At 34.6% G+C, this 12,110-nt stretch carries 13 protein-coding genes and 1 pseudogene; 6 read left to right on the forward strand and 8 right to left on the reverse strand.

What is annotated here, in order from left to right; all coding sequences use genetic code 11:
• The 3 genes and pseudogenes from ABIZ51_04775 to ppk2 form a co-directional block, all read left to right on the forward strand.
• Positions 1-791, forward strand: a 791-nt coding sequence (locus ABIZ51_04775; GenBank protein MEO7088090.1) for an HAD-IC family P-type ATPase, incomplete at its 5' end; no start/stop codon positions are given.
• A gap of 135 nt (positions 792-926) precedes the next feature.
• Positions 927-3,323 (forward strand): annotated as a pseudogene (locus ABIZ51_04780) (plasma-membrane proton-efflux P-type ATPase).
• A 574-nt stretch (positions 3,324-3,897) separates the two neighbouring features.
• Positions 3,898-4,650, forward strand: coding sequence for a polyphosphate kinase 2 (ppk2, locus tag ABIZ51_04785; protein ID MEO7088091.1), 753 nt, complete (start codon positions 3,898-3,900; stop codon positions 4,648-4,650).
• 406 nt (positions 4,651-5,056) lie between these two features.
• Here the strand turns inward: ppk2 and ABIZ51_04790 are convergent, their stop codons facing one another.
• The 8 genes from ABIZ51_04790 to ABIZ51_04825 all read right to left on the reverse strand — a co-directional run bounded on the left by ABIZ51_04790 (position 5,057) and on the right by ABIZ51_04825 (position 10,544).
• Positions 5,057-5,488 carry an Rrf2 family transcriptional regulator gene (locus ABIZ51_04790; protein MEO7088092.1) on the reverse strand — a complete coding sequence of 144 codons (432 nt, stop codon included), beginning with the start codon at positions 5,486-5,488 and terminating at the stop codon, positions 5,057-5,059.
• A gap of 12 nt (positions 5,489-5,500) precedes the next feature.
• Positions 5,501-5,809: a metal-sulfur cluster assembly factor gene (locus ABIZ51_04795; GenBank protein MEO7088093.1), complete on the reverse strand. Its 309-nt coding sequence runs from the start codon at positions 5,807-5,809 to the stop codon at positions 5,501-5,503.
• Positions 5,810-5,821: 12 nt separating this feature from the next.
• Positions 5,822-7,096 carry a hypothetical protein gene (locus tag ABIZ51_04800; protein ID MEO7088094.1) on the reverse strand — a complete coding sequence of 425 codons (1,275 nt, stop codon included), beginning with the start codon at positions 7,094-7,096 and terminating at the stop codon, positions 5,822-5,824.
• A 1-nt stretch (position 7,097) separates the two neighbouring features.
• The gene (locus ABIZ51_04805; protein MEO7088095.1) at positions 7,098-7,919 is read right to left on the reverse strand and encodes a DUF2249 domain-containing protein; all 822 of its coding nucleotides are present in this window, start codon (positions 7,917-7,919) and stop codon (positions 7,098-7,100) included.
• Between the two features lie 23 nt (positions 7,920-7,942).
• Positions 7,943-8,422, reverse strand: coding sequence for a CopD family protein (locus tag ABIZ51_04810; GenBank protein MEO7088096.1), 480 nt, complete (start codon positions 8,420-8,422; stop codon positions 7,943-7,945).
• A gap of 126 nt (positions 8,423-8,548) precedes the next feature.
• Positions 8,549-8,953 (reverse strand): copper resistance protein CopD, encoded by a 405-nt coding sequence (locus ABIZ51_04815; protein MEO7088097.1) that lies wholly within the window; start codon positions 8,951-8,953, stop codon positions 8,549-8,551.
• Positions 8,954-8,975: 22 nt separating this feature from the next.
• Positions 8,976-9,929, reverse strand: coding sequence for an iron-sulfur cluster repair di-iron protein (gene ric / locus ABIZ51_04820; protein MEO7088098.1), 954 nt, complete (start codon positions 9,927-9,929; stop codon positions 8,976-8,978).
• Between the two features lie 174 nt (positions 9,930-10,103).
• Positions 10,104-10,544 carry an Rrf2 family transcriptional regulator gene (locus tag ABIZ51_04825; GenBank protein ID MEO7088099.1) on the reverse strand — a complete coding sequence of 147 codons (441 nt, stop codon included), beginning with the start codon at positions 10,542-10,544 and terminating at the stop codon, positions 10,104-10,106.
• A gap of 349 nt (positions 10,545-10,893) precedes the next feature.
• On the opposite strand from ABIZ51_04825, the gene ABIZ51_04830 reads away from it, so the two are divergent.
• From ABIZ51_04830 to ABIZ51_04840, 3 genes are all read left to right on the forward strand, one after another.
• Entirely contained in the window at positions 10,894-11,355 is a 462-nt protein-coding gene (locus ABIZ51_04830) for an acyl-CoA thioesterase (GenBank protein ID MEO7088100.1), read from the forward strand.
• Positions 11,356-11,360: 5 nt separating this feature from the next.
• Positions 11,361-11,528, forward strand: a complete 168-nt coding sequence (locus tag ABIZ51_04835) for a hypothetical protein (GenBank protein MEO7088101.1) — start codon at positions 11,361-11,363, stop codon at positions 11,526-11,528.
• A gap of 3 nt (positions 11,529-11,531) precedes the next feature.
• The coding region (locus tag ABIZ51_04840) for a beta-eliminating lyase-related protein (GenBank protein MEO7088102.1) at positions 11,532-12,110 on the forward strand (579 nt) is incomplete at its 3' end.

Here is a 12,110-nt window from a genome sequence, read left to right on the forward strand (position 1 = left end):
AAGAAAAAGAAATAAAATTAACTGACGTTGAAAATTTTGAAGCTGTAACTGGAAAAGGAGTAACAGGCGCTGTCGAGAATAAAAAAATAGCGTTAGGAAATAATACATTGATGGCGGATAACAATGCGAAAATTTCAGATAACCTTTTGGCACTTGTAAAAAGCGAACAGGAAAAAGGAAAAACAGTATCTTATATTTTAGTTGACGGAAAAATTGCGGGCTATATAACAATCACAGATAAAATAAAAAGTACAAGCAAAGAAGCGATTGCAAAACTTCTTAAAGATAACATTAAAGTAATAATGCTTACCGGAGACAATAAGGATACAGCAAAAGCAATTGCAGATGAATTAAACCTTTCCGATTTTAAAGCAGAATGCTTGCCAGAGGATAAATTAAAAGAAATAAAACGCTTACAGGGAGAAGGTAAAAGTGTGGCAATGGCAGGCGATGGCATCAACGATTCCCCTGCATTGGCGCAAGCAGACGTGGGAATCGCCATGGGTACAGGAACAGATGTGGCAATTGAAAGCGCTGCAATTACTTTGATGAAAGGAGATTTGAATGGTATTGTAAAAGCCAAAGAACTAAGCCGGAAAGTGATGAGGAATATCCATCAGAATTTATTTTTTGCTTTTATCTATAACGTGTTGGGTGTTACAATTGCGGCAGGTGCTTTGTATCCATTTTTTGGAATTTTATTATCACCTATGATAGGAGCAGCTGCGATGAGCTTTAGCTCCGTATCAGTCATTACAAATTCACTACGACTAAGAACAATTAAAATATAGAATAAATTTCGAGTGAAACAAGAATTACAAATCTGTTTAAAGAAAAAGGAGAATATATATATATTGAAAAAAGACGACAACCAATCACAACCTAAAAATTCAAATCCATCTTCAAAACCTGGGGCTAAGGGCGATTTGAAATCGCTGCCGATAGCCGAAGTGGAAAAAAAATTGAACTCTTCTGAAGATGGTCTTAGTGAGGACGAAGCCAAAAAACGGTTGGTTCAATATGGGCTAAATGAAATTGAAGAAAAGAAAACTAATCTCTTGCTTAAATTTCTCAGTTATTTCTGGGGTCCCATCCCTTGGATGATTGAAATAGCCGTGATTCTTTCTGCAGTTGCAAGTCATTGGCCTGATTTTTTCATTATTCTCGTATTACTATTTACAAATGCTATTGTAGGATTTTTGGAAGAAAGACAAGCAGGCAATGCCATTGATGCGCTTAAAGCGAGTTTGGCTATTAAAGCCCGTGTAAAACGAGATGGCAAGTGGATAAATCCTCCGGCACGTGAACTGGTACCGGGTGATGTGATACGTTTGCGCCTTGGTGATATTGTACCTGCCGATGCCCGCCTTTTTTCCGGCGACGCAGTAGAAGTAGACCAATCAGCTCTTACTGGCGAATCATTACCAGTCGAACGCAAATCTGGAGAGGCCATATTTTCAGGTTCTATCATCCGCAGGGGCGAAATTGATGCCATCGTCTATGCTACTGGAGCCATCACATATTTCGGAAAAACTGCACAATTAGTGCAGGCTGCTCACACTACAAGCCATTTTCAAAAAGCAGTTCTTAAAATAGGTAACTACCTAATTGTTCTTGCAGTTGTTCTTGTAGTTATAATTATAACTGTAGCTATTTTTCGTGGCGACCCGATTCTTAATACTTTGCAGTTTGCTTTGGTACTTACCGTAGCTGCTATTCCTGTGGCAATGCCAACGGTATTATCTGTAACGATGGCAGTTGGTGCACGTCTCCTCGCAAAAAAGAAAGCGGTTGTAAGCAAGCTGGTGGCTATTGAAGAGCTGGCAGGAGTAGATATACTTTGTGCAGACAAAACTGGCACACTTACACAGAACAAATTAACACTGGGCGATCCATTCAGTATGAATAATATTCCACCCGAACAAGTTATTCTAAATGGTGCATTAGCGTCACGTGCCGAAAATAATGATACGATTGATCTTGCTGTACTGGGTGGAATGAAAGATAAAAATGTATTGAAGGATTATAAAGTAACTCATTTTCAACCTTTCGATCCTGTCCATAAACGCACAGAAGCAACTGTTACTGGTAAAGACGGAAAAGCATTTAAAGTAACTAAAGGTGCACCACAAGTAATTCTTGCATTGTCAGCTAATGCGGCACAAATAAAACCTTTGGTAGATAAAGCGGTTAATGAATTTGCTGCTCGCGGTTTCCGTGCTTTGGGCGTAGCGAAAGATGATGGAGATGGGTCATGGAAATTTCTGGGTGTATTGCCTTTGTTCGATCCACCAAGAGGAGATGCTAAGGAAACCATTGCTACCGCATTAACGATGGGTGTAAAAATAAAAATGGTTACAGGAGATGCATTAGCCATTGCTAAAGAAACTGCCAAAAAGTTGAATATGGGCACAAATATTCTGGACGCTTCCAGTTTAGGTGATTCGAAAAAGGAAGAAAGTTCAGAAACTTCTGATTTAATTGAAAAGGCAGATGGTTTTGCGCAAGTATTTCCTGAACACAAATTTCATATTGTGGATGTTCTACAAAAGCGCGGGCACATAGTAGGTATGACGGGAGATGGAGTGAATGACGCTCCAGCATTGAAGAAAGCAGATTGCGGCATAGCTGTTTCCGATGCAACAGATGCTGCAAGGGCAGCGGCATCAATTGTTTTACTTACGCCAGGACTTTCCGTAATCATTGATGCGATTAAAGAGAGTCGTCGCATTTTTCAGCGAATGAATAGTTATGCAATTTATCGCATAGCCGAAACACTTCGTGTACTCTTATTTATGACATTGGCAATTCTTGTATTTAATTTTTATCCTGTTACTGCGGTAATGATTGTGATGCTTGCATTATTAAATGACGGTGCTATTCTTTCTATTGCATACGATAATGTTCATTATAAAAATGCACCAGAAGCATGGAACATGAAAATGGTATTAGGCGTTTCGACCACTTTGGGTATTATTGGTGTTGTTTCTGCCTTTGGTCTTTTTTATCTTGCTGAGCGGGTATTTCATCTCGACCGAGCTCATGCACAAACCATGATGTATTTAAAACTTTCCGTAGCAGGGCATCTTACCATCTTTCTCACACGTACCCGTGGTCCGTTTTGGTCCATACGTCCAGCAAAGATATTATGGATAGCCGTGTTAGGTACTCAAATTGTAGCCACCTTAATTGCTGTTTATGGCTTATTTATGACACCACTTGGCTGGAAATGGGCAGGCTTCGTATGGGGTTATGCAATTCTGTGGTTCCTTGTGAATGATCGTTTAAAATTACTTGCTTACCGGATCTTTGATCCAATAAAAGATAAATTAAAAACTGATCCTGATGAAGATAAAAAAGCTATTACTGAAACTAAAGATAAACCTGAAATGAAAACTAAAAATAAAACTAAATCTGAACTCAAAATCGATTCTAAACCCGATGATAAAGTTGCGACTAAATCTGAAACTAAAGCAGATACTGATGTTCAGCCAAAACCTGAACCCAAAACTGATTCTGAACCAGATGATAAAGTTGAGTCTATATCAAAAGACGAACCTAAATCCGAAGCCAAAAGAGATTTTGATGCTCAGTCAAAATCTGAAACCAAAACCGATTCTAAATCCGAAGATAAAGTTGAGTCTATATCAAAAGACGAACCTAAATCTGAAACCAAAGCAGATACTGATGCTCAGCCAAAACCTGAAGTCAAAACTGATTCTAAACCAGATGATAAAGTTACGTCTAAATCTGAAGCCAATTTGACACCACAACTTATAGATCGGGTACATAAACTCTATGAGGAGTTAGGTCGTGAGGATGTTAAGGCAGTTGAAGATTTGGAGAAGGCGGAGCGGGAGAAAAGGAAAGATAAACCTAATAAATAAAAACAAGAATATGAAAAAAGAACAAAAACTTCTCTTACACAAGCTTTATATTGAGTTAGTAAAACTTCAGAAAGAAATTATTTCATCTGATTTGAAAGTATTAGTTATTCTCGAAGGTAGAGATACTGCCGGAAAAGACGGAACAATAAAAAGAATTATTAAACATTTAAGTCCGCGTGAAACAAGAGTGGTTGCATTGGGAAAACCGTCTGACAGGGAAACCAATGAATGGTATTTTCAGCGATATACCGAATATCTTCCCGCACGCGGAGAGTTTGTAATATTTAACCGAAGCTGGTATAACAGAGCAGGCGTAGAACACGTTATGGATTTCTGTACGGAGAAACAATATGAATCTTTTTTTACAGATGTAGCATTGTTTGAAAAAATGCTCACCAATAACAACATTATTGTGCTGAAATACTATCTCTCTATCAGCAAACAAGAACAAGAAAAACGTCTTGAAGCAAGAAAAGAGGATCCGTTGAAGCAATGGAAATTAAGCCCTATTGACGAGAAAGCACAAAAGATGTGGAAAAAATATTCGGATGCGAGAAATGAAATGTTGAAGAAAACAAATTTCGGATATTCTCCTTGGTTTATTGCCAATGCCGAGAACAAAGACGATGCACACATTGCTTTAATCTCTCATTTGCTTTCACGAATAGAATATAAAAACAAGAATAAAAAGCTGGTTAATAAAGAGTATGATTTGATTTATCCGGCAATCGGACTCAACATCAACGATAAGCTTTATGAATAAAAGCTGTCGTTTCTACGTTTCTCCAAAAAGACGTTCAGAAAATTATTTTTTCAAACAGAAAATGCCATCTTTCTTTAATTTTATTTTGAAAAATTATTTTTTCGAAGTCTTATTATTCTCTCTCAAAAACACGTTTGAAAAATTATTTTTTTGAAGCCTTACTTTTATTCTCAAAAACATGATTGAAACTTGGAAAGATAATTTAGATCAAGTTGATGGTGTATTGATAATGGGATAAGGGTTTGGTTTTAATATAATAATATTACTGCATTAGTGTTAATATACTTCTCTAATTAAGGAATCAAACAAATCTCAACTTCAAATTGGAATCCAATGTGTTTGTTAGGAGTGTTGTTTTATTTGTTTACAACAAATGAGTTTTAAAGGAAGTTTTATTTAAATAAAACTATCTTATTAAAGTAAAACGTTTGGAATTAATCTCTTTAGCAAGCTCTCGAATGGTTTGATTAGAAAAGGTACTTTTAAGTAGATCACGAACAATTTTAAAATCATTATGAATAGGACAAGGATGTTTATCACAACAGCTTTTGAGTCCGAGTCCACAAGCCTCGAACAGAGCTAAACCATCTATAGCTTCAATAATTTTTATTACAGGTAATTGCAGATTTTGTTCAGTAAGAAAAAAACCACCATTGGGTCCTTTTACGGAGGAAATAATCTTTTTTGGAACAAGTTCCTGAAGTATTTTACTCAAAAAAGGAGTAGGTATTTTTAGTGCTTTTGATAATTTCTTTATATCCATTTTTTCTCCATCCTTGCTTTTTGCAGCTAAGTAGAGAATTGTCCGAATGGCATATTTACATTTCTGAGAAAACATGTTTTATATCTTTTAAGTTCTTCCTAAAGCTATTTTTCCAAGTTGTGTAAGATGACCTATACTCCATGGCGGCTCCCATACCAAATTTATCGCTATTTCAAAATCAGGATAATGAGCTTTCAATACTTCCTGAGCATCCTTCGTAATTACCTCTCCCATCGGACAACCTGGTGAAGTTAAAGTCATTTCAACTGTTATTTTTTTCTCCGCTTCATTCTGCTGTGCTTTATACACCAGCCCAAGATCAATGATATTGACCATCAGTTCTGGATCAATCACTTCCCTTAGTAATAAAAAAATATTTTCTTCTGTGGCAATCATAGTTTTATAGGTTTAAAATGCGGGTTTATGAAAAATAATTTTTAAGATGTTTAAATTATAAAGTAATACGGAGCAAAATAAAATTATGCCTCCAGCACTTACGACAGAGGTATATTTTATAATTATTCCTGAAAGTAATGTAATTATTCCAGTTGCGAACAAACACAATTGTAAATTAGCCATTTGTTCCGAATAGAGATTTTTAGGAAAAGGAATTTTGCCTTTTCCTACGCGGTTTCGGTATACCTTCAGCCAAATGATAAAAGGAAGAGTCTTATAGGTTTGTCCCATAATAAGAGAGCTAATAAAACCCAAAAGTAGTAAACTCCCATAGGCGATTGCCATAGGAAGTGTTATAAAAATAATTTTCTTAAATCCAATAGTAAGAACCAAGACAAGAATTAAAGCGACAATTAAGAAAATAAACGAAAGAGCCGACTGCTTCATTCCAATATCAAGCTGCTTTCTTACTCTTTTTTTGTATGCTTCAAACTGAAAGGAAAGAAAGCAGATAATACCAGCCACAACAGACAAAACGCCTATCATCACTCCTGGTTGCCATTGAACAAAAAGGAAAACAATTCCTATAATTAATCCCACATTGATAAAATAATAAGCAAAATTTAATTTTTTCTTATTAAGATTATGAGAAACCATGAACATAGGTAACAAATGACTGCTAACTCCAATAGTTAATTGAAGAACCCAGCCAACAATGCCTGCATGCGCATGAAGTTTTAACAATTCAGTAATTGGAGGAGATAGAAAAGGGTGCGTAAGATTAATTGCCAATGTTAGCCCTGCTCCCACAGTAAATAATAGCCAACTAACTGCAGTGAGAATAAAATCTTTTTCAATATTTTCTTTTTTTGATTTATTAGCTGTAAGAAAAATATTTAATGCAAATAGAATAACTGCGATTATCACCAAAGTTGCAGAAAAATAAATGGGAGTTCCTATCCAAAAATTCCAAAATGAAACCGAAAGCGAAACAGCACCTGATGCCAGGAAAATAAAAGAAATAAAAGCAAGGCGTTCACTATATAGTTTTACTTCTAAAATAACTGGAATAAGTTGATAGAGTGCGCCAAAAATTATCATTGTAATCCAACCCAAAACCAATAGATGTGTTATGGATAATAGTTTTGGATTAAAGTAATGTTGCACAAAAGCATCGGGAGAAAATATAATAAGTATTGTAGCAATTAGCCAAGTAAATCCACCAAAAACAAAATGTGGGATTAATATTTTTGGAGAAGGTGCATTCTGACTCGCAACTGATTGCATTTTATTTGTGAATTAGAAGTTTTACATTTCCTTCTTCTATTTCTGTTATAAAAATTTTAAACTGACGTTCTTCCAGTTCAGGCAAAAGATATTGTGGTATTTTTTTATGATGGACAAACAAAGCGTGTCCTTCTGGTAAACTTTCCAGTTCATTTAAGATCGTAACCATTGGCAACGGCATTTCTAAATCACGAACATCTACTTCGCATAATTTGTTACTGAATTTTACTTTTTCTTTTGCCATTTCATCGAATAAAATTTTAAAAACTAACTCAGTTGAATATTCTTCTTTTTCAGATCCAATTACTTTTAAGAAATAAGTATAAACCGCCCCTCCGTCCGTTTTTACAAAACTTTCATATCCTTTTTTATTGAGAATCTTTATCAGCGGCGTAGGCTCAAAAGAATTTATTACTTCCAGTACAAATCCATCTGGAACCTTTTTTAATTCTTGCATAATACTGTTGAAAGGATCTGCCCCTGCATTTAATACTGGGCGAACATCGAGTGTTTTTATTTTCCCTGAATTAATGGCTTCTGCTATGTAATCTTTGGGCTGATTAATTTTGCTTACTTCTTTGGTTTTGATTTCATTCTCATTTTCTATTTCGAATCCAATAGTAGATAATTTATTCAAAATATCAGACACGGCACATTTTCCAATTCGTGCAGCATCTGCAATAGTTACTCTTGGGGCTAAAACTTTCCGAAGTATTGGGTTTCTGAGCTTATTAAAATGTGGATTAATAGAAGCAATTGCTTCTATTGCGTCGTTGTTCTGTTTAAGAATTATAGATATTTTTGTTTGGTTATTGATTTTCATTTTCTCTGATTCAAATTCTCGTTTTAAAAATTTCCTCCACGAGATAATATTATTCCTAAAAATGCCATTACTAAAGCCAGTAATAAATTAATTCTACCTGACCATCTTGCAACATACTTAAGCTTTGGATTGGGGTTTTTCTGCATTTCTTCAAGTGCTTTATTCCCGATAAAAAAATCATGAATGCCGCTAACAGCTATAATGGTAATAAAAAATAGAATTTTGTAACAAACCAAATTCCCGTAATTACTTTTCTCAAAAAAGTCCCATGTAAAAGGTAATCCTCTTAGATACATATTTAATAACCCAGTAATTAGCAGGGTAATGAGTGCAATCCACCCGTAGTAGCGAAACGTAATTCCTGTTTTATAAAGTATCGCTATTCGATCAGGGCTTTTTTTTATTCCAGGTAGAACTACTAATGGAAGAAACAGCATGCCCCCAATCCAAAATGCGGCACAAATGACATGCACGTACACGGATATGTAATACCAAATACTCATTGTATTATTTTTTTATAGATTTATATGTTCCTGCCACTGCTCGAAAACTCTTTTCTTATTCATTAAAATATTGACGTGCTGATTCGCAAAGTGAATCGGAAATTTCATTTTAAAAAATACTTCCTGTTAAACGCCTCCAAATCGTATTGACACCCCAAAATAAAGAAACAATATGCTAATTACGGTAACAGCTATAATATGCGAACCTAACCACCATAAATTATTTTTAGTTACTCTTGGAAAAATGAAAACACGTACATCAATAGCTAATAAAACAATCAGCAATAATAAAAATAACTTGATTGATATTGCTGTTTCTATTGGATTGGAAAAACTAAACAAGGTTACATGATAAACGGAAATGGACATCCAAACGCCTGTAACCACCTGAAGGAGTAGGGAAGGTAGTCCGATAATTTCATATTTTTTCTCAAAAGCTTTAATAATTTCTGGATCTTTCCTTTTTAGAGCTTCAGGTAAATAACGGATACACAACAACAAATGCCCTCCAATCCATATTGTGGCACCCAATACGTGTAATATGATTAACCATTTAAGCACGTACTTTGTTTAATTGTTTTTCCAATTCAATAGCTTTAGGGAATAGGATATTATTTTCTAAATGAATGTGTTCAAGGAGGTCTTCTTCAAATTCTTTGAGTTTAGCAAACAGTATCTTGTAAGAGGAACAAGCATCCGCAGGAGGAGTATATGCCCCACTCAGCTCGTTTATCTTTTTCATACTTTCTCCTACAGAAACATGTTCCGATTCCATCATTTGAATAGGATTAGTAATACTGCCAAAACTTGGTTTGGACAAAGGAGTTCCGTCACGTTTTGCTGTTGCCATTTTCTTTATGTAAGGAAAAAGGATACTTTCCTCCTTTGGCATGTGCATCAAAAGTTCTCCTGCAATTGCATTATAATGCTTTGCAATTTCAATAATTTCTGGATGGTTATTACCATGTACACGAGCAACCTTTGTGCTAAATTCATTTAACATTGGTACCGATTCGTTAACATATTTGTGGTGTGTATTCACAATATAATCGGCAAGAAAATCAAGATCCCAGCTATTGAAGTCATTTTGCCTTGCATTGACTGATTTTTCAACTTCAGCAATTGCCGCTTCAACATCTGATAAATTTATTTTCTTTTTGGCGCAAGCCTCTTTTAATGTTTTATGTCCTCCGCAACAGAAATCCAAGCCGAATTTCCTAAATACTTCCGCTTTTCTGTAATCACTGGCAACAAGTTCTCCAATAGTTTTTGATTTATCCCCAGTATCGAGTTTGGTGATCTTAATCTCAAATACTTCAGGTCCTTTTTGCAAATATTCCCACTCAAACGTCTGCCCACGCTCTGCTATCATTTGATAATAGAGAGGTACAGGATCGTGGTCGTTGTGAAGGATGAATGCTTGTCCGCCAGACAGTGCATCAAACTTATTAAAGATGGACGGGTGCTTAAGGCGTGGTTCGATTTTAGTTACATCTAATGTTTCCATAATTTTTGTTTTTTAAGATTATGCAACAAAGATATGGATATTTATTTAATAAAGGATAAAAAGGTCTTTTATTCTTTTGTTTTTTTATTGTAAATTGTCAACATCAGTTAAAATCAGAATTATATTCAGATTTTATTATTTAATTTGGTGTAATAAAATGAATGCAAAAACTAATTAATTAATTTTCAAACAACTTAATCCTTTATTAATACTATCAGACATTTCCAATAAGCGCGTATCTTGCAACATTGCAAGCAGATTCTTTTTAATATGCATGTATTTATGGTGAACTGGGCATGGATTAACTTCAGAGCATACCTTTAAGCCAAGTACGCAAGTTTTTTCTCCAATGTCTCCATCAATAGCACGAATAATATCTATCAATTTTATTTTCTTACTGTTTTTTTGCTCTATTTGAAAACCACCAGTAGCACCTCTAACAGAATCAATAATCCCTCCTTTGGTTAGCATTTGAAGAATTTTTGCAGTGAATGCTTCTGGAGAGTCTATTTCTTTTGAGATGGATTTAAGACTTGAACGCTTTTTGTTCATTGACTGTTGAGCAATGTATATAGTTGCCCTTATTCCGTACTCGCAAGATTTTGAAAAGATCATAGTTTTTTTTTCAAAAATAATCACTCAAATTAAAAAAAGATATACTTATCTGAAATTATTATTAACAAACAATTGTGAATTTTAAGCTCCTTGAGTATCCTATTTTGAAAAAAAAGTATCAAACATTATGATTTAACTCATGTTCTAAGGTTTTGTATTTATTTAATATTGCAGCATGTCTATTTTAATTAACGATATGTTTTTTAATTCTATTAGAGATTGCCGCTTTATCCGCTCGTTAAATATTAACTCTCTTCTTCGATCAAACAAAGAATGGGAGCTTAATTATTTTATTATAAGTGCGGATGGATTAATTTAAAAGCGATTGATATTAAATATTATTAAATTGATGAAGAAAACAAAAACACCCAAACATTCTGAAACCATTATGACAGAAGTTGTGTGTCCCAATGACACCAATCCCATGAGTATTTTACAAGGTGGCAGATTAGTTCAATGGATGGATATTGCTTCAGCTGTTTGTGCTCAAAATCATTCTGAACTTATTTGCGTTACAGTTTCAATTGACAGCGTTAAATTTAAATTCCCTGCCAAGATTGGTGATATAATAACAATCAAGGCAAAAATTACCCGCTCTTTTAATTCTTCTATGGAAATATTTGTTCAGGCATGGGCAAAAAAAATAATCAGTCAAAAAGCATACCTTATTAATGAAGCTTATTTTACGTTTGTAGCGCTTGATGAGAATGGAAATTCTGCATCAGTGCCACTTGTAAAGCCTGTAACTGCAGAAGAAAAAGAGTATTATAAACAAGCCGATATCAAAAGAAAAAATAGAATTAAAAAATAAAAACTATGAAATACAAAACAATAATCGAGCCGTTTAAAATTAAAATGGTTGAACCGCTAAAAATGACAACCCTTAAAGAAAGAACTGAATTTCTAAAAAAAGCAAATTATAATCCCTTTGCTTTAAATTCGGATCAGGTGTTAATAGACTTTTTAACCGATAGCGGCACTTAAGCTATGAGTGCAGAGCAATGGGCAGGAATGATGAGAGGTGATGAATCGTATGCCGGTGCATCCAGCTATTACAACATGAAAGAATCTGTGTATGACCTTACCGGAATGCCCTATTTTTTTCCAACACACCAAGGGCGTGCGGGGGAGCGAATTTTGTATACTATATTAGGTGGGAAAAATAAAATATTTTTAAGCAATACACATTTTGATACAACAAGAGCCAACATTGAATACAGCGGAGCAGAAGCAATTGACATTCCTATTGAAGAAGGATTAATTCCTTCTTTATATCATCCCTTTAAAGGAAACATGGATGTTAAGAAACTTAACGCATTAATTGATTTAAAAGGAAGCGAAAATATAGGTGCCGTAATTATAACCGTTACTAATAACAGTGGTGGCGGACAACCTGTAAGCTTACAAAACATAAAAGAAATTTCTAAAATCTGCAAAGCAAAAAATGTAAAACTAATTTTAGACTGTTGTCGTATTGCGGAAAACGCCTATTTTATAAAAGAAAGAGAAAAAGAGTATGAAAATTTATCTTGTAAAGAAATAGCCCAGCAAATTTTTTCTTTATGT

It is taken from the genome of Bacteroidia bacterium (assembly GCA_039924845.1).
GTDB lineage: Bacteria > Bacteroidota > Bacteroidia > DATLTG01 > DATLTG01 > DATLTG01.

What these genes read in the sequence shown, in the direction of transcription:
- ppk2 (MEO7088091.1), top strand. Translation starts at nt 3,898, where the DNA reads ATGAAAAAAGAACAAAAACTTCTCTTACACAAGCTTTATATTGAGTTA.
- ABIZ51_04790 (MEO7088092.1), bottom strand. Translation starts at nt 5,488, where the DNA reads ATGTTTTCTCAGAAATGTAAATATGCCATTCGGACAATTCTCTACTTA.
- ABIZ51_04795 (MEO7088093.1), bottom strand. Translation starts at nt 5,809, where the DNA reads ATGATTGCCACAGAAGAAAATATTTTTTTATTACTAAGGGAAGTGATT.
- ABIZ51_04800 (MEO7088094.1), bottom strand. Translation starts at nt 7,096, where the DNA reads ATGCAATCAGTTGCGAGTCAGAATGCACCTTCTCCAAAAATATTAATC.
- ABIZ51_04805 (MEO7088095.1), bottom strand. Translation starts at nt 7,919, where the DNA reads ATGAAAATCAATAACCAAACAAAAATATCTATAATTCTTAAACAGAAC.
- ABIZ51_04810 (MEO7088096.1), bottom strand. Translation starts at nt 8,422, where the DNA reads ATGAGTATTTGGTATTACATATCCGTGTACGTGCATGTCATTTGTGCC.
- ric (MEO7088098.1), bottom strand. Translation starts at nt 9,929, where the DNA reads ATGGAAACATTAGATGTAACTAAAATCGAACCACGCCTTAAGCACCCG.
- ABIZ51_04825 (MEO7088099.1), bottom strand. Translation starts at nt 10,544, where the DNA reads ATGATCTTTTCAAAATCTTGCGAGTACGGAATAAGGGCAACTATATAC.
- ABIZ51_04830 (MEO7088100.1), top strand. Translation starts at nt 10,894, where the DNA reads ATGAAGAAAACAAAAACACCCAAACATTCTGAAACCATTATGACAGAA.
- ABIZ51_04835 (MEO7088101.1), top strand. Translation starts at nt 11,361, where the DNA reads ATGAAATACAAAACAATAATCGAGCCGTTTAAAATTAAAATGGTTGAA.